The sequence below is a fragment of the Acidovorax sp. 210-6 genome (genome assembly GCF_010020825.1).
Taxonomy (GTDB): Bacteria; Pseudomonadota; Gammaproteobacteria; order Burkholderiales; family Burkholderiaceae_C; genus Simplicispira; species Simplicispira sedimenti.
Genome location: NZ_JAACJE010000001.1, coordinates 60,231 through 77,283 on the forward strand (window position 1 = coordinate 60,231; position 17,053 = coordinate 77,283).

At 67.2% G+C, this 17,053-nt stretch carries 16 protein-coding genes; 7 read left to right on the top strand and 9 right to left on the bottom strand.

The window, feature by feature from the left end; translation table 11 throughout:
* The first annotated feature begins 67 nt into the window (after positions 1-67).
* Genes mreC through mrdA form a run of 3 tightly spaced genes read left to right on the top strand, consistent with a single transcriptional unit; the run spans position 68 to position 3,540 of the window.
* Entirely contained in the window at positions 68-991 is a 924-nt protein-coding gene (gene mreC / locus GWK50_RS00295) for a rod shape-determining protein MreC (RefSeq protein ID WP_162014750.1), read from the top strand.
* A gap of 58 nt (positions 992-1,049) precedes the next feature.
* Complete coding sequence (gene mreD / locus GWK50_RS00300; RefSeq protein ID WP_162014751.1) at positions 1,050-1,565, top strand: rod shape-determining protein MreD; 516 nt, start codon at positions 1,050-1,052, stop codon at positions 1,563-1,565.
* A gap of 31 nt (positions 1,566-1,596) precedes the next feature.
* Positions 1,597-3,540: a penicillin-binding protein 2 gene (gene mrdA / locus GWK50_RS00305; protein WP_162014752.1), complete on the top strand. Its 1,944-nt coding sequence runs from the start codon at positions 1,597-1,599 to the stop codon at positions 3,538-3,540.
* On the opposite strand, the gene GWK50_RS00310 is transcribed toward mrdA, so the two are convergent.
* From GWK50_RS00310 to GWK50_RS00340, 7 genes are all read right to left on the bottom strand, one after another.
* A complete protein-coding gene (locus tag GWK50_RS00310) occupies positions 3,527-4,417 on the bottom strand; it encodes a DMT family transporter (RefSeq protein WP_162014753.1) in 891 nt (296 codons plus the stop codon). The genes mrdA and GWK50_RS00310 overlap by 14 nt on opposite strands.
* 64 nt (positions 4,418-4,481) lie before the next feature.
* The gene (locus GWK50_RS00315; RefSeq protein WP_162014754.1) at positions 4,482-5,768 is read right to left on the bottom strand and encodes a DcaP family trimeric outer membrane transporter; all 1,287 of its coding nucleotides are present in this window, start codon (positions 5,766-5,768) and stop codon (positions 4,482-4,484) included.
* A 54-nt stretch (positions 5,769-5,822) separates the two neighbouring features.
* Positions 5,823-6,572 carry an amino acid ABC transporter ATP-binding protein gene (locus tag GWK50_RS00320; RefSeq protein ID WP_162014755.1) on the bottom strand — a complete coding sequence of 250 codons (750 nt, stop codon included), beginning with the start codon at positions 6,570-6,572 and terminating at the stop codon, positions 5,823-5,825.
* Positions 6,569-7,351 carry an amino acid ABC transporter permease gene (locus tag GWK50_RS00325; protein ID WP_162014756.1) on the bottom strand — a complete coding sequence of 261 codons (783 nt, stop codon included), beginning with the start codon at positions 7,349-7,351 and terminating at the stop codon, positions 6,569-6,571. The genes GWK50_RS00320 and GWK50_RS00325 overlap by 4 nt, the downstream gene beginning before the upstream one ends.
* A 41-nt stretch (positions 7,352-7,392) precedes the next feature.
* Positions 7,393-8,154 (bottom strand): ABC transporter substrate-binding protein, encoded by a 762-nt coding sequence (locus GWK50_RS00330; RefSeq protein WP_162014757.1) that lies wholly within the window; start codon positions 8,152-8,154, stop codon positions 7,393-7,395.
* A gap of 205 nt (positions 8,155-8,359) precedes the next feature.
* Positions 8,360-9,118: a TSUP family transporter gene (locus GWK50_RS00335; RefSeq protein WP_162014758.1), complete on the bottom strand. Its 759-nt coding sequence runs from the start codon at positions 9,116-9,118 to the stop codon at positions 8,360-8,362.
* A gap of 248 nt (positions 9,119-9,366) precedes the next feature.
* Entirely contained in the window at positions 9,367-11,040 is a 1,674-nt protein-coding gene (locus GWK50_RS00340) for a GMC family oxidoreductase N-terminal domain-containing protein (protein WP_162014759.1), read from the bottom strand.
* A 211-nt stretch (positions 11,041-11,251) separates the two neighbouring features.
* On the opposite strand from GWK50_RS00340, the gene GWK50_RS00345 reads away from it, so the two are divergent.
* Genes GWK50_RS00345 through GWK50_RS00360 form a run of 4 tightly spaced genes read left to right on the top strand, consistent with a single transcriptional unit; the run spans position 11,252 to position 14,840 of the window.
* Positions 11,252-12,376 carry an ABC transporter permease gene (locus GWK50_RS00345; protein WP_162017954.1) on the top strand — a complete coding sequence of 375 codons (1,125 nt, stop codon included), beginning with the start codon at positions 11,252-11,254 and terminating at the stop codon, positions 12,374-12,376.
* 3 nt (positions 12,377-12,379) lie between these two features.
* Positions 12,380-13,195, top strand: a complete 816-nt coding sequence (locus GWK50_RS00350) for an ATP-binding cassette domain-containing protein (protein ID WP_162014760.1) — start codon at positions 12,380-12,382, stop codon at positions 13,193-13,195.
* The gene (locus GWK50_RS00355) at positions 13,195-14,181 is read left to right on the top strand and encodes an MlaD family protein (protein WP_162014761.1); all 987 of its coding nucleotides are present in this window, start codon (positions 13,195-13,197) and stop codon (positions 14,179-14,181) included. The genes GWK50_RS00350 and GWK50_RS00355 overlap by 1 nt, the downstream gene beginning before the upstream one ends.
* Positions 14,178-14,840 (top strand): ABC-type transport auxiliary lipoprotein family protein, encoded by a 663-nt coding sequence (locus GWK50_RS00360; RefSeq protein WP_162014762.1) that lies wholly within the window; start codon positions 14,178-14,180, stop codon positions 14,838-14,840. Before GWK50_RS00355 ends, GWK50_RS00360 begins: the two co-directional genes overlap by 4 nt.
* 11 nt (positions 14,841-14,851) lie before the next feature.
* Here the strand turns inward: GWK50_RS00360 and GWK50_RS00365 are convergent, their stop codons facing one another.
* Both GWK50_RS00365 and GWK50_RS00370 read right to left on the bottom strand, forming a co-directional pair.
* Positions 14,852-16,249: an aminopeptidase P N-terminal domain-containing protein gene (locus GWK50_RS00365; RefSeq protein WP_162014763.1), complete on the bottom strand. Its 1,398-nt coding sequence runs from the start codon at positions 16,247-16,249 to the stop codon at positions 14,852-14,854.
* Entirely contained in the window at positions 16,246-17,049 is an 804-nt protein-coding gene (locus tag GWK50_RS00370; RefSeq protein WP_277950285.1) for a nucleotidyltransferase family protein, read from the bottom strand. Before GWK50_RS00370 ends, GWK50_RS00365 begins: the two co-directional genes overlap by 4 nt.
* Positions 17,050-17,053: the final 4 nt, after the last annotated feature.

Consider the following 17,053-nt stretch of genomic DNA (forward strand, 5'->3'; position numbering starts at 1 on the left):
TTGGCCCCCACCCATCCAGCGCGCTGGTGGGGTCGGGCGCCCAAGCCACCGCACCGCCAGAACGCCCATGCCGCTCGGAACCCTGGAACGCAGCGCCCCTTCCTTGTTCCGGCAGGGGCCTTCGGCCCTGTCCCAATTGGTGCTCTACAGCGCGTTGGCGCTGTTTTTGATGGTGGCAGACACCCGGTTGCGCATCACCGACCCGCTGCGCAAGACGGTGGCTGCCATCCTGTATCCCGCCCAGTGGCTCATGCTCCAGCCAGTGGAGTGGGCCAGCCATGGAACCGGGTACGTCCAGTCCCTGCAGGATGCCAAGGCCCAGGCCGAGGCGGCGCGTGCGCAGATGGCACGGCAGGCCTTGCAGGCCCACCAATCGGACACCCTGGCCCAGGAGAACGAGGCGCTGCGCAAACTGCTGGGCCTGCGCGAGCGGCTGGCAGTGCCCTCGCTGGCAGCGCAGATCCTCTATGAAACGGCCGATCCCTACACCCGCCGGGTCATGCTGGACCGGGGGCAGGATGCTGGTGTGCAGCCGGGCTCTCCCGTGCTGGATGGCGTGGGGGTGCTGGGCCAGGTCACGCGGGTCTTTCCGTTTGTGAGCGAGGTCACGCTGGTCACCGACCGGGACCAGGCGATTCCCGTGCTCAATGCGCGCACGGGTGCGCGGGGGGTGGCGTATGGCGACCCGGTGGCCAGCCACGGCGGTGGCATGGAGCTGCGCTTTGTCTCGGCCAATGCCGATGTACAAGACGGGGATGTGCTGGCAACCAATGGCCTCGATGGTGTCTATCCTGCAGGCCTGCCCGTAGCCCGTGTGGTGCGTGTGGAACGCCGGGCGGACTCGGCGTTTGCGCGCATCTACTGTGAGCCGGTTGCCGCCACCCAAGGGGCGCGCCATGTGCTGGTGCTGCAACCGGAAGCTTTGCGGCTGCCCCAGCGCCCGGAGCCCACGGTCGAGGAAGCCCCTGTTCGCAAGAAGGGGCGTAAATGATGTGCAGGCGCTCGCGGTGGACGTCAGGCGGCACAGCTTGTGCTGATGGAGGCTGCGCATGATCATGCCCCGTGGGCAGCAACTGCTGCTGCCCGTCAACCCAGGCTTCATCACGGCCAGTCTGCTGTTGGCCTTGGCCATCAACCTGCTGCCTTTGGGGCCCATGGTCTGGATGCCCGATGCGCTGATTCTTGCCCTGGCTTTCTGGGGCGTGCACCAGCCATGGCGCGTGGGCATGGGCATCGGTTTTGTGCTGGGCTTGTGCATGGATGTGCACCAGTCTTCCCTGCTGGGCCAGCACGCTCTGGCCTACACCGTGCTGATGTACGGGACCCGCGTGTTCCATCGGCGGGTGTTGTGGCTGCGTCCGTTGCAGCAGCCCTGGCAGATGGTGGGTCTGTTCGCGGCCGCCCACACGGCCTACGTGTTGGCAGGCCTTCTGGCGGCGCGGGGCATGCCGGGTTGGGGTGTCGTGCTGGCGCCTTTGTTGGAGGCCCTCTTGTGGCCCGTGGTCAGTTGGATGCTGCTGGCGCCGCAGCGCCGCTCGGTCGATGGGCAGGACAAGCTTCCGTGATCGCCGTGCTTTCCAGGAGCGGGGCTGAGCGATGACTGAACTGCGCAACGTCGAAGCCGAAGCGCGCCGCTTTCGCGTCCGGGTGGTGGTGCTGGGCCTGGTGGTGCTGCTGGCGCTGGGCTTGTTGGTGGTGCGGTTGGTGTTCCTGCAGGTGCATCGCCACGACGACCTGGCAGACCAGGCCGAAAGCAACCGCACGGCGGTGGTGCCCATCGTGCCCAACCGCGGTCTCATTCTGGACCGCAACGGTGTGGTGCTGGCCACCAACTATTCGGCCTACACGCTGGAGATCACGCCTTCCAAGGTGGATCATCTGGAGCAAACCATCGACGGCCTGGCCGAGATCATCGAAATCCAGCAGCGGGATCGGCGCCGCTTCAAGCGGCTCATGGAAGAGACCAAGGGCTTCGAATCCTTGCCCATCCGTACCCGCCTGAGCGATGAGGAGGTGGCCCGCTTCACGGCGCAGCGCTACCGTTTCCCGGGTGTGGATGTGAAGGCACGCCTGTTCCGCAACTATCCCTTGGGCGAGGTGGGCAGCCACGCCATCGGCTACATCGGCCGCATCAACCAGGCGGAGAAAGCGCGAATTCAGGATTCCGAGGACGAAGCCAACTACCGTGGCACCGAGTACATCGGCAAGCTGGGCATCGAGCAGAGCTTTGAGGGGCCGTTGCACGGCACCACGGGGGTGGAGCAGATGGAGACCTCGGCGGGTGGGCGTGCCGTGCGAAAGCTCAACAGCTTTCCTGCCACACCAGGCAAGACCGTGGTGCTGTCGCTGGACATCAAGCTCCAGAAAATGGTGGAGGAGCTCTATGGTGAGCGCCGGGGCGCCCTGGTGGCCATCGATCCGCGCAACGGCGAGGTGCTGGCGCTGGTGAGCAAGCCCACCTTCGATCCCAACCTGTTTGTGGAGGGCATCGACGTGGACAACTGGAATGCCCTGAACACGTCGATCGACAAGCCGCTGCTCAACCGGGCGCTGCGTGGTACCTACCCGCCGGGCTCTACCTACAAGCCCTTCATGGCCATGGCGGCACTGGAAACGGGCAAGCGCACACCGTCTGCCATCACGCACGATGGCGGTTCCTGGACCTTTGGCGGCCATGTGTTCCGCAGTCATGGGGACCATGGGCTGGGCGCTGTGGACATGCACCGCAGCATCGTGCAATCGAGCAACGTGTACTACTACCAGCTTGCCAATGACATGGGCGTGGATGCCATGCACGACTTCATGAAGCCCTTGGGCTTTGGTCAGATCACGGGCATCGACTTGCAGGGCGAACTGCGCGGCGTCTTGCCCAGCCAGGCCTGGAAGCGCGAGGCCTACCGGCGCCCCGAGCAGAGGAAGTGGTACGCCGGAGAGACGATCTCACTGGGCATTGGGCAGGGCTACAACAACTTCACCATGCTGCAACTGGCCCTGGCCACTGCCACGCTGGCCAATGGGGGGACGCGCTACCAGCCCCACCTGGGCAAGGCCATGGTGGATGCGGTCTCGCGCGAGACCACGGCCCTGCCCCAGGTGCCCGGGGTGGATCTGGGCTACCGGCCCGCCCATGTCGATGTAGTGCGCAAGGCCATGGTGGGGGTGACGCAAAGCGGCACCTCCACACGTGTTTTTGCCGGGGCGCGTTACCTTTCGGGGGGCAAGACCGGCACGGCGCAGGCCGTCACCATTGGCCAGAAGGACCGCTACAACGCGGCCCGGATGGAAGAGCGCCAACGCGATCATTCGCTCTACATTGCCTTTGCACCGGCCGATGCACCGCGCATCGCGGTGGCCGCGATTGTCGAAAACGCCGGTTTTGGCGCGGCCCATGCAGCGCCCATCGTGCGCCGGGTGTTCGACTACTGGTTGCTGGGCGAATACCCCAGTGAAGAAGACATGGCCGCCGTGCGCAAGGGCCTGGCGTCGGCGCCGCTGGGCAAGCCGCGCCCCGTGGCCGACGTGCCACTCACTGCGCCTTGATGACGACCCTGGGGGCCGGTTGGGACTGGCTGAACACCAGGGCGGTGACGATCATGGCGGCACCTCCCCAGCCGGCCCAACCCAGGTGTTCGCCCAGCAGCGCCCAGGCCGTGAGTGCGGCAAACACTGGTTCCAATCCAAAGACGATGGCACTGCGCATGGCATCCACGCGCTGTTGACCCCAGGCCTGCAACGTCACCACCACCACACTCGCCAGCAGACCCAGGTACAACAGTGCCATCAGGGCCTCTGCGTCCAGCGACGGCAGCCTTGCCAGCGGCAGTTCGCCACCACGCAGCAACAGCAGCGCCGTCGAGGCGGCCAGCATCACGCTGGCCTGTGCCGCTGCCATGCGCGTGGCGCGCAGGGGTTGCAGCAGCGTGCGACGCGCACTTTCCTCCAGCGTCAGGATGTAGATCGCATAAAACACCGTGCTGGCCAGCGTGAGCGAGTCGCCCAGGTTCCAGGGCTCGTTTTCATGGAACATCAAGGCCATGCCCGCGCAGGCCAGGGCGCAGGCCGCCCACAACCGCCATCCGTAGCGCCGCCCCAGTGCCGCCATGGCAATGATGGGCACCACCAGCACGTTCAGGCCGGTCACAAAGGCATTGCGGTTGCTGCTGGTGCGCGCCAGTCCCTCGATCTGCAGCCAGAACGCCAGGAACAGCAGCGCCCCCAACAGCAGTCCCCAGCGCCGCTCGCTGCGCCGCATGCCCCACCACAAGGGTGCCAGCACCAGCAGCGCAATCGCAAAGCGGCCCCAGATGATCTGCAGCGCATCCAGTTGCGCTGAGAGCAGCTTCATGGCGGGAAAGGTGGTGCCCCAGACCAGGGTCACCACCAGCAAGGCCGTCAGGCCCCATCGTTCAGAACGCATGGCGGTCAAAAAAGAAAAGGCTGGCCGGTTGCCCGGCCAGCCTGGTGAATGGCCCAGGGCCGGATCAGTTGAACAGGTAGCGCGCCTGCAGGTTCAGGCGCGTCATGTTGCCCGTGGCGCCGCCGAAGGTGGTGCGGCGGCCGCCCAGCAGTTCGGTGCCGAGTTCGACGTTCTTGATTGGGGTGTAGTACATGCCGGCATGCCATTGGAACAGGCGCAGGTTGCCGGTGTCGCCGTAGGCGCTCACGTAGACATCACCCAGGCGGTTGCGCGAACGCACCCAGCCCATGGACAGCGTGCCACGCAGCTGTTCGCTGAACACATTGGCCAGCCCCAGCACCACGCCCTGGGCGCGGTCCAGGCGCAGGGTGGTGCCATCGACCACCGGGTAGTTGGCGCCCACGAGGTAGGCACCATCGTTGTCACCGTCCATCAGCGTGTACTGGCCCATCAGGGTGGTGGTGCCCGTGAGCTTGTACGAACCCGACAGGCCCAGGCCCATGCCGCGCTTGCTCACGCCGCTGATGCGCTGTTCGTGCGACAGAATCCGAGCGCTCAGGCTACCCCAGTCAAACGCCTTGTCCATGCGGGCCACCAGGTTGGGCGCGTGTGCGCCGTCAGAGGGTTCTTCCAGCGCGAACTGGAACTTGGCCAGCTGGGGGTTGTTGTAGGTGTAGCGTGCCTGGGTGGGCCGGCGGAAGGTGGCGCCCGGCGGGCCGTTGAAGTCCACCGTCTCGGGCAGGTTGTCGGTGTCCATGAAGGTGGACCAGGTCTGGCCGATCAGCCAGCCAGCGTATTCGCCATAGGCGTGGCGCAGGCGCAGGCGGTTGCGGTTGCACTCCGAACCGCAGTAGCCGTAGAAGTCGGCTTCGATTTTGGTGTTGAACGCGCCGTTGCCCATCGGGGTGGAGGTCTCGAAGCCGAAGCGCGAGGTCTGGCCCGTGAGCACGGTCTTGCCGTTGTCGCTCTTGCCCAGCGGCTGCTCGGCAAGGTTGGAGAAGTTGTCGCCCGGTGCCGTGCCCTTGAAGTCCTTGATCAGGTTGGCCTCGGCAAAACCGTACACGCGGATCGAGGTTTCGCTGCCCGGCAGGCGGAAGCTCCCGGGAATGTCGCCCAGCACCACGGCATCCTTCTGCTTGAGCTCCACGGCATCGATACGGTCATTCCAGGCCGATGCCGAGGCGGCAGGTGCCTGTGCCTGCTGGGCCTTGAGCTGGTTGAGCTCGGCGCGCAGGGCCTTGAGCTCGTTGCGCAGTTCTTCCAGCTCTTTGGCGGACTGCGCCAGGGCGCCCGCAGGCAGGCTGCACAGGCCGGCGGCCAGCAGGGTCACGAAGGTGTGGGTCAGTTTCATGGTCACTCCGTTGGGTTGTGTGGGAGGTAGCGAAGGAACGGTGGGCTCTGGATCTCAGGCGCCCATGCGGCCGATGAAGGCACGGATGCGGTCATTGCCGGGGTTGTCGAAGAACGAAGCGGGCGGTGCATCGTGCGCAATGCGGCCCTGGTCGAAGAACAGAACGCGGTCGGACACCTCACGGGCAAAGCCCATTTCGTGGGTCACCACGATCATGGTCATGCCGCCGCGCGCCAGCTCGCGCATCACGTCCAGCACTTCCTGCACCATCTCGGGATCGAGCGCCGAGGTGGGTTCGTCGAACAGCATCACCTTGGGCTGCATGGCCAGCGCCCGGGCGATGGCCACACGCTGCTGCTGCCCGCCCGAGAGCTGCCACGGGTATTTGTGCGCGTGCTCGTGCAGGCCCACGCGGCGCAGCAGCACCATGGCCTGCTCATTCGCCTGGGCCCGTGGGGTGCGCCGAATGCGCCGGGGCGCCAGCGTGATGTTGTCCAGCACGCTCAGGTGGCCAAACAGGTTGAACTGCTGGAACACCATGCCCACCTCGCAGCGTTGCTGCTGCAGCGTGTGCGGGTCGTCGGTCACGGGCACGCCACCGATGGAAATGGTGCCGCTGTCGTGCGGCTCCAGCCGGTTGATGGCGCGCAGCAGCGTGCTCTTGCCTGAGCCCGAGGCGCCGATGATCACCGTGACTTCACCCGTGTTGAAGTGCGTGGAGACGTCGCGCAGCACCTGGTGTGTGCCGAACGACTTGCACACATGCTCTGCCACGATGTAGGGGGTGGGTTGGGGGCGGCTCATCGTGCGCGCCCTTCCACATCGAAGCGGTACTCGATGGCGTTGGAAATCTGCGTGACCAGCGTGGTCAACAGCAGGTAGGTGACAGCCACCGTGGTCAGCGTGGCAATGGGCTGGAAGGTGGCCGACTGGATGCGGTTGCCCACGTTGGTCAACTCCACCACGCCGATGGCATAGGCCAGGGACGAATCCTTGAGCAGTGCCACAAAGTTGCTCACCAGCGGTGGCAGGGCAATCTTGAAGGCCTGCGGAAACACCACGTCGAAGAACACATGCATGCGCCCCAGGCCCAGGGCGCGAGCCGCCTCGGTCTGGCCACGTGGCACGGCCAGCAGGCCGGCACGGATGGCTTCGGCGTTGTAGGCGCCCACGTTGAGCGACAGCGCCAGCACGGCGGCGGCAAAGTCCGGCAGGTTCAGGCCTGGGACCAGCACCGGGAGTGCAAAGTAAACGAAAAGAATCTGCACCAGCAGCGGCGTGCCGCGGATGACCCAGATGTAGAAGCTGGCCACATAGCGCAGCGCGGCCCAGCGGGCCGTGCGCGCCAGCGCCGCCGCCGTGCCCAGCACCAAACCGATGCTGCCGCTGATCAGTGTCAGCCACAGCGTGGTGCGGGCGCCGTCGGAGAAGGCCTGCGCATTCGGGCCAATGGGTTCAGGAAGGAAGGACAGCACCTTGCCCAGCAGAATCAGGGCAAGCACCATCAGGGCCACGGCGCTCACCAGCGTCGCATTGCTGCGTTGCTGGCGGCTCCAGTGGCTGGGCCAAAGGGCAGTAAGCATGAAAGATCAGACCGGTGAGGGCGCGAGGAGCGCCCGCGTGCTTACTGGCAGCGCACGTCTTCGTTGAAGTATTTCTTGGACAGCTGCGCGTAGCTGCCGTCGGCCATGGTTTCGGCCAGGGCCTTGGACCAGCCCTGTGCGAGCGACTGGTTGCCCTTGGCCACGGCAGCGGCGATGCGCTCGATGAACAGCATGTCGCCCAGCTTGAAGCCCGCGCCGGGGTTCTTCTCGGCCACGGCCTTGGCGACGAAGCGGTCCGTGACCCAGGCGTCCACGCGGCGCGAAGCCAGGGCGCTGCGGGCGTCCACGTCGGTGGGGAAGTTCTTCATCTCCTTGATGGCGGAGACTTTCTGGACGTTTTCCAGGTAGCTGGTGCCGGTCTGCACTGCCACCACCTTGCCTGCCAGGTCCTTGGCGTTCTTGATGGCCGGGTCCATGGCGATGATCATGCCGCCCGAGCAGTAGTGCGGTTCGGTGAAGGTCACGGCCTTGGCGCGCTCCTCGGTGATCCCGTGCGAGGCAATCACCAGATCCCAGCGGTCCTGGCGCAGGCCGGTGAGCAGGGCGTCAAAGCCCAGCGTCTTCCATTGCACGGTCACGCCCATCTTTTTGGCCACCAACTCGGCCAGTTCGACCTCGAAACCGGTGAGCGTCGTGCCGTTGAAGAAGTTGAAGGGAGCGAACTGGCCTTCGGTGGCAATCAGGATCTTGCCGTCTTTCTTGACCTCGTCAAAGGTGCGGGCCTGGGCGCCGAATACGGCGCAAAGCGCCACGGCGGAAGCGACAAACTTGAGAAACTTCATCGTATGTCCTGTCGGGGTGTTCAGGTACAAAAAAATCCGGCCTGCGGATAGCGGGGCCGGAGCCAGGGAAAACGGCGTGGCCCGAGGGATGTCGGGCCACGGTGTCATCAAAATGTTGCAATTATAGGGGTCGCCCTTTTGCGCCTCGCCATCATGGAGAACCCCAATGGCCGAGTCTGAACGAGAGGTTTAGGGCGGCGAAAGATCAGCGCAAGAAGCCGTCGTACCCGGTCTTGAGGATGAGTGCACTGACCACCACGATGAAGATCCAGCGCACAAACCCCGCGCCGTGCTTGAGGGCCATGTGTGTGCCAAGCAGACTGCCCACCACGTTGGCCACAGCCAGCGGCAACGCAAAGTGCCACCACACATGGCCCTTGGCGGTAAACAGGATGAGTGCAGCGATGTTGGTCGAGACGTTCAGCAGCTTGGCCGAGGCCGAGGCGTTGAGGAAGTCGTAACCCAGCAGGCGCACGAACAGGAACACGAAGAAGCTGCCCGTGCCGGGACCGAAGAAGCCGTCGTAGAACCCCACGCTCAGGCCGATGGCGCAGGCGGCGGCGGCTTCGGCGCGCTCCGTCAGGTGGGGGGTGTGGTGGCGCCCCAGATCCTTTTTGGCCAGGGTGTAGAGCAGCACGGCCAGCAGCACCAGGGGCAGCAACTTGCGCAGGAAGTCGGGCGACACCACGGTGACGGCCCAGGCACCGGCAAAGGCACCGGCAAAGCCTGCAGCGGTGGCGGGCAGCATGGCGCGCCAGCGCATCTGCACGCGGCGGCTGTACTGCCAGGTGGCCATGGTGGTGCCCCACACCGAGGCGCTCTTGTTGGTGCCCAGCAGCGTGGCGGGGGGCGCGCTGGGAAAGGTGGCAAACAGCGCGGGCAGCAAGATCAGGCCGCCGCCTCCCACGATCGCATCGACAAAGCCGGCAAGCAGGGAGGCCAGCGAAACCAGTATCCATTCCATCGGCGCGATTGTCGCATCGCGTGCTGCGGCGCGTGCAGCAGGCAAAAAAAACGCCAGCAGGGCTGGCGGTTGGAAAGAAGATGGCACCTCACCGGGTGCTTGAAAAAGGCTTGTGGTTGTGGTGGTGGCGGTTTGTCTCCCCGGCCCCCCGTCCAGCGCACTGGGTGCGCGTTCGAGTGGTGCTAATGTAAAGGCCCAGTCGCCCGCGGCCCATAGGGGATTTCCCGGTCTGGCTCCATAGAGTTTGGCTATGGTGCGTGGTCCTCCAGAATCCATTGGGCGGCCTTCTCGGCCAGCATCAGCGTGGGGGAGTTGGTGTTGCCGCTGGTGATCAAGGGCATGGCGCCGGCATCGACCACGCGCAGTGCCTCGATGCCGCGCACGCGCAGGCGTGGGTCGAGCACGGCCAGGGGGTCATCGGCGCGGCCCATGCGCGTGGTGCCCACGGGGTGGAAGATGGTGGTGGCAATGTCGCCCGCCAGACGCGCGAGCTCCTCATCGCTTTGGTACTGCACACCAGGCTTGAACTCCTCGGGCTGGTAGCGTGCCATGGCGGGCTGTGCAACGATGCGCCGGGTCACGCGCAGGCTGTCGGCCGCCACCTGGCGGTCTTCGGGGGTGCTGAGGTAGTTGGGGGCGATGGCCGGAGGCTGGTGGAAGTCGGCGCTCTGGATCTGCACCGTGCCCCGGCTGGTGGGGTTGAGGTTGCACACGCTGGCGGTGAACGCGGGGAAGCCGTGCAGCGGCTCGCCAAAGGCGTCGAGCGAGAGCGGCTGCACGTGGTATTCGATGTTGGGCCAGGGCTGGTCGGGGCTGCTGCGCGTGAAGGCGCCCAGCTGCGAGGGCGCCATGCTCATGGGGCCGCTGCGGTTGAGCGCGTACTCCAACCCGATCTTGGCCTTGCCGACCAGCGAGCTGGCCAGGGTGTTGAGCGTCTTGACGTTCTGCACCTTGTACACCGAGCGGATCTGCAGGTGGTCCTGCAGGTTGGCGCCCACACCGGGCAGATCGTGCAGCACGTCGATGCCGTGCTGGCGCAGCAGCTCGCCCGGGCCGATGCCCGAGAGCTGCAGCAACTGGGGTGAGTTGACTGCGCCCGCGCACAGCAGCACCTCGCGCGTGGCGCGCACGGTGACCATGGACTTGCCTGTCCAGACCTGCACGCCGGTGCAGCGCAGCGGACCATGGGGCTGGCGCTCGACCAGCAGCTTGGCGGCCTGCGCGCCGGTCCACATCTCGAAGTTGTCGCGCCCGTAGCAGGTGGGGCGCAAAAAGGCCTTGGCTGTGTTCCAGCGCCAGCCCTTCTTCTGGTTGACCTCGAAATAGCCCACGCCTTCGTTGTTGCCGCTGTTGAAGTCGTCGGTGGCTGGAATGCCGGCCTGCTGCGCCGCGTGGGCAAAGGCGTCCAGCACGTCCCAGCGCAGGCGCTGCTTTTCCACACGCCATTCGCCCGTGCTGCCGGTGGCCTTGTTGCCGTGCAGGCGTTTGAAGTTTTCGTTCACATCGCCGGGCTGGTCCAGCCGCCAGTGGTCTTCATGGCGGCGGAACGCGGGCAGCACCTGGTCCCAGCGCCAGGTGTCGTCGCCAGTGATCTGGGCCCATTGGTCGTAGTCGCGCGCCTGGCCGCGCATGTAGATCATGCCGTTGATGCTGCTGCAGCCCCCCAGCGTCTTGCCCCGGGGGTAGCGCAGGCGCCTGCCGTTGAGGCCCGCGTCGGGCTCGGTCTGGTAGAGCCAGTCGGTGCGCGGGTTGCCGATGCAGTAGAGGTAGCCCACGGGGATGTGGATCCAGTGGTAGTCGTCCCGGGGGCCGGCCTCCAGCAGCAGCACGCGGTGGCGGGCGTCGGCGCTCAGGCGGTTGCACAGCAGGGCGCCGGCCGTGCCGCCGCCGATGATGATGTAGTCGTAGGTTGCGTCGCTCATGGCAGCATGGTAGGGCAAGAGGCGGGTTTGCAGGACAGGGTGAATGCTATAAAAATAATAGCTATCGGCGCTTGTTCTCAGGGCCTGAGTGGCCAGTTTTCATCATACCCCTGCTGCCCGCGCCGCCCCATAGGCGACAGTGTGGCGCCTGTGCCACTGCCAGCCGCTACCATGTGCGCTTTGTGTTCGCACCGTCCGTCGCCCCATGGCCATGACCGATCCGCAACCGCGCATTGCCTGCTCCGACACGCCCGAAGGGCCGTGCGCGCTGCTGCATGGCCGCTGGGGTGCGGCGGAGTTGGGCCAGCGTGTGCTGTGGCTCCCTTTGGCCGAACAACTGGCAAAGGTACCGCACCAGCCCGCGCTGGGCTGGGACCTGCGGGGCATGCTATGGCTGGACCATGTGGGTGCCCAGGTGCTGTGGAACCACTGGGGCCGCGCCTGGCCTGCACGGCTGTGGCTCAGCGACGCGCAGCGCGACATGCTGGAGCGCGTGGCGCGCTACACCGTCCCCGCGCCCGCACCGGAGCCCTGGCGCCTGGCCGACCAGGTGGACCACCTGGGCGTGCTGGTGCTGCATGGCGTGGACCACGCACGCCACCTGTTGCAAATGGTGGGCCAGATGCTGCTGGACACCGGCCGCCTGCTGCGTGCGCCGCGCCGCGCGCCCTGGCGCGACGTGTCGGGCCACCTCTACCGCATGGGGGCCACGGCACTGCCGATCACGGCCCTGGTGGGCTTTCTCATCGGGGTGGTGCTGGCCTACCTCACCTCGCTGCAACTGCGTCAGTTCGGGGCCGAGACCTTCATCGTCAACATCCTGGGCGTGTCGCTGATCCGCGAGCTCGGGCCGCTGCTGGCGGCCATCCTGGTGGCGGGGCGCTCGGGTTCGGCCATTACCGCGCAGATCGGTGTGATGCGCGTGAACGAGGAGCTGGACGCCATGCGCGTGATGGGCATCCCGCACGGCTTTCGCCTGGTGCTGCCGCGCGCGCTGGCCCTGGCGCTGGCCATGCCGCTGGTGAGCGTCTGGACCACGCTGTGCGCCCTGGCGGGCGGCATGCTGGCGGCCGACCTGTCGCTGGGCATATCGCCTGCGTACTTCTACCATGCCTTGCCCGCGGCGGTGGGCTTTGGCAACCTCACGCTGGCACTGTCCAAGTCGGTGGTGTTCGGCACGTTGATCGCGCTGATCGGTTGCCATTGGGGCCTGCGCGTCAAGCCCAACACCCAAAGCCTGGGTGAGGGCACGACGGCCTCGGTGGTCACGTCGATCACCGTGGTCATCATCGTGGACGCGCTGTTTGCCGTCGTCTTCAAAAACGTCGGGTTCTGAGCCATGGCAGACCAGAGCGCCCCCCCACCAGAGCCGTCGCCGGAAGTCGTCCGCATCCAGGGGCTGTGGTCGGTGTTTGGCAAGGGGTCCGAGGCCTTTGCCGTGCACCAGGACCTGGACCTGAGCGTGCGCCAGGGCGAGATGCTGGCGCTGGTGGGCGGATCGGGCACCGGCAAGACCGTGCTGCTGCGCCAGATGCTGGGCCTGCTGCACCCCGCGCGCGGCAGCGTCACGGTGCTGGGCCGCCCGGCCGAGGACATGGGCGGTGATGGCGCCGCCAGCCGCGTGGGCATGCTGTTCCAGCACGGCGCGCTGTATTCGGCCTTCAATGTGCTCGAGAACGTGGCCTTTGCCCTCAACGAACTGGGCACGCTGCCGCCGGATGTGGTGCGCGACGCCGCTATCGTCAAGCTGCAGATGGTGGGCCTCAAGCCCGAGCACGCCACGCGCATGCCCGCGGATCTGTCGGGCGGCATGATCAAGCGCGTGGCGCTGGCGCGTGCGCTCATCATGGACCCGCCGCTGTTGCTGCTGGACGAGCCCACCGCAGGCCTGGACCCCAACGGCGCCGACGAGTTCTGCGCCCTGGTGCGCGAGCTGCATGCCGAGCTGGGCCTGACCATGGTGATGGTCACGCACGACCTGGACACCTTGTTCTCCCTGGCCACGCGCGTGGCCGTGCTGGCCGACAAGCGCGTCATCGTGACCGACACACCGCAAAAAGTGGTGCAATTCGAGCACCCCTTCATCCGCCAATTCTTTCAGGGCGAGCGCGGCTTGCGCGCCATGGCTCCGCCCGCCATTGCCAAGGACCGCTGATGGAAAACAAGTCCCATGCCTTTGCCGCAGGCCTGTTCGTGCTGGTCGTCACCGCGCTGGTGGTGGGCCTGGGCGTCTGGCTCACGCGCGACCGGGGCAACTACCAGTCCTACGAACTCTCCAGCGGCGAAGGCGTCGCTGGCCTGCAGCCGCAGGCGGCCGTGCGCTACAAGGGCGTGTCCGTGGGGCGCGTCACGCACATCGGCTTTGACAGCCAGGCCAGCGGCAACGTGCTCATCCGCATCGCCGTGAGCGTGGACGCCCCCATCACCCCCACCACCTTTGCCGTGCTGGGCTACCAGGGCGTGACCGGTCTGGCCTACGTGCTGCTGGACGACGCGGGCGAGCCTTACCCTGCCATCGCTCCCGGCCCCAGCGGCCTGCCGCGCCTGCCGCTGCGCACCTCGCCGTTCACCCAGTTGTTCGACCAGGGCCCTGCCATCCTCAGCCGCGTGCAGGAGGCCACCGAGCGCATCAACCAGGTGCTCTCCGACGACAACCAGCGCCTGCTGCGTGAGCTGCTGGCCAACACCGGCCAGGCCGCAGGCAGCGTGCACACCCTGAGCCAGCGGCTCGATGCCACCGTGCAGCAGCGCCTGGACCCGGCACTGGCCGCCCTCCCACCGCTGGCGCGCGAGGCCACGGGCGCGCTGCAGTCCATGCGCCAGGCGGGCGAGCAGGTGTCGGGCATGGCCGCGGAAATCGGGCAGACGGCCAAGCGCATCAACGCCCCCGGCGGTACGCTGGAACAGACCGAGCGCGGCGCCCAGGCACTGGCCCAGGCGGTGGAGCGCTTTGGCACCACCACCCTGCCGCGCATGGAGCGCGCCGCCGACGAAACCGCCCGCGCCGCGCGCCTGACAGGCCGCGCCGCCTCCAGCCTGGGCGAGAACCCCCAAGGCATCCTCTATGGCCCAGGCCGGGGCCAGCCCGGCCCGGGCGAACCGGGCTTCACCGCCCCGCAGCGCACCGGAGTGCAACCATGAATGCTATTAAAACAATAGCTGCTCGCGCTTGTAAATCGGGCGCTACAGCCATTTTTGTGCTTGTTTCTGTGGCGGGTTGCTCGGCCCTGCCAGAGCCCCCGGTGCGGCCGGTGCTCTACGACTTTGGCCCTGCATCCTTGCCCGCCACAGCACCGGCCAAGGCCCTGCCGGCCCTGGCGCTGGCCACGCTGGACAACGCCGGCCAGCCCGACGGCAGCACTGCCGTGCATTACCGCCTGGCCTATGCCGACGCGCGCGAATTGCGCCCCTACCAGCAGGCACGCTGGAGCCAGCCCCCCATCCAGCTCATGCGCCAGCGCCTCCAGGCGCACCTGGGCCAGCAGCGGGCTGTCATCGGCACCCTGGGTGCCCAGGCATCGGTGCGGGTCGATGGACAGCCCCCGGCGCTTCTGCGCGTGGAGCTGGAGGAATTCAGCCAGGTGTTCGACAGCCCCGAGCGCAGCGTGGGCCTGGTGCGCCTGCGCGCCACACTGACCCGGCCCGGTTCTCTGGGCGAGAGCCTGCTGGCCCAGCGCCTGTTCGAGGCCCAGGCCCCCGCCCCCAGCCCAGACGCCACCGGTGGCACCCGCGCCCTGGCCCAGGGTGCCGACCAGGTGGCCGCGGCACTGGCGCAGTGGTTGGAGGCCTCCGGGTATTGAGGGCTGCTGTCTTACCCGCGCATCAGCGCTTCAATCTCGTCAGCTTGAACGGGCACCCCGCGCGTGATCAGCTCGCAGCCGTGGGCATGCACCACGGCGTCGTCCTCGATGCGAATGCCCAGGCCGTGGAAGGCTTCGGGCACGTCGGCTGCGGCGCGCACGTACAGGCCCGGCTCGATGGTCAGCACCATGCCGGGGCGCAGGATGCGGCTGGGGCGATCCTTGATGGTCTCGCCCGAGAGCGGGTCCTTGCGTTCCTGCACCGCGCCGATCTCGCCCGGCTCCACGTAGCTGCCGCAGTCGTGCACGTCCATGCCCAGCCAGTGGCCGGTGCGGTGCATGTAGAAGCGGAAGTAGGCGCGGCGCTCGATCACGTCCTGGGCGCTGCCATGCTGGTTCTTGTCCAGCAGGCCCAGGTCCAGCAGCCCCTGCGCCAGCACCGCCACGGTGGCGTCGTGGGGGGCATTGAAGCGTGCCCCTGCTTTGGTTGCGGCCACGGCGGCCTCCTGGCTGGTCAGCACCAGCTCGTACAGCGCACGCTGCGCACCTGAGAAGCGCCCACCGGCGGGGAAGGTGCGCGTGATGTCGCTGGCGTAGCCGTCGTATTCGCAGCCCGCGTCGATGAGCACCAGGTCGTTGCTGCCCACCGGCGCGCGGTCGGCGCGGTAGTGCAGCACGCAGGCGTTCGCGCCGGCCGCGACGATGGAGTTGTACGCCGGCGCCTGCGCACCGTAGCGGCGAAATTCGTGCAGCAGCTCGGCTTCCAGGTGGTATTCGCGCACTTCCTGCCCGGCACGCAGCGCCTGTGCGCAGTGCTGCATGGCACGCACATGGGCGCGGGCGCTGATCTGGGCCGCGTGTCGCATCAGGGCCAGTTCATGCGCGTCTTTCACCAGGCGCATTTCGTCCAGCAGCAAGCACAGGTCGGCCTGGCGCGCGGGGCACAGCGCGCCGTAGCGCACACGGGCACGCACGGGGGCCAGCCAGCCCTCCACGCGTGCCGCCAGCCCGCTGTGCGTGGCAAAGGGGTACCACACGCAGGCGCGGTTCTCCAGCAGGCGCGGCAGGCGCTGGTCCAGCTCGGCCACGGAGTAGGCTTCGTCCACCCCCAGTGCGGCCACGGCGGCCTCGGGGCCCAGGCGGTAGCCGTCCCAGATTTCGCGCTCCATGTCCTTGGGCTGGCACCACAGCGTGCTGCGGCCATCTGCCGTGAGCACCAGCCAGGCGTTGGGTTCGGTAAAGCCGGTGAGGTAGTGGAAGTAGCTGTCGTGGCGGTAGGCGTAGTCGCTGTCGCGGTTGCGCATGCGCTCGGGCGCCGTGGGCACGATGGCAATGCCGCCATCGCCCAGTTGCGCGGCCAGGTGCGCGCGGCGTTGCGCGTACACAGAAAGGGGAACAGTCAGGGTCATGGCGTGCTTGCGTTGAGTTCTTCCAGGCGCTGCGGTGTGCCTACGTCGGTCCAGGGGCCGGTGTAGAGCGTGGCGCTGACCCGGCCATTGTCCATGGCCCGACGCAGCAAGGGCGCCAGCGGGGCGGCAAGCCCCTGCGGGTTGCCGGGGGGAATATCGCACCACGGCGGCGCAAACAGCGCGGCGCGCAGCAGGGCGATGGTGCTGTAGGTGTAGCGCGGCTGGGTGGATTCGGGCGGCAGGTTCAGCGCCAGCCCTTCGGGCGACAGGCCGAAGTCGCCGCGCGGGTTGTGCGCCGGGTTGGGCACCAGCCACAGGTGGGCCAGCATGGGGCTGGCCGCAAAGGCCTGTGCGGCAGCGGCGTCAAAACCAAAACCGGGCACGAACACATCGCCCGCCGCGAGCCAGAACACATCGCCCAACTGCGGCAGCGCGCGCGCAATGCCGCCCGCGGTTTCCAGTGCGCCGCCAAAGTCACGGCCCTCGTGCGAGTAGAAAATAGATAGCGTATTGCGCTTGTCTGGTGAGCCCTGGAGGCTGAAAGCGTCTAGAAAATGCGCGCTGATCTGCTCGCCCAGCCAGGCCGTGTTGATGACCGCGCGGCGCACCCCGGCCGCGTGCAGCGCCTGCAAATGCCATTGCAGCAGCGGCTGGCCGCGCACGCGCAGCAGGGGCTTGGGGCAGGTGTCGGTCAAGGGCCGCATGCGCTCGCCCCGGCCTGCGGCCAGGAGCAGGGCGGGGGGCTGCGCAAGCGGGGGGCTAGAGGGTGCGGTGGCGAGCATGGTGGCACTGTAGTGCATGGTT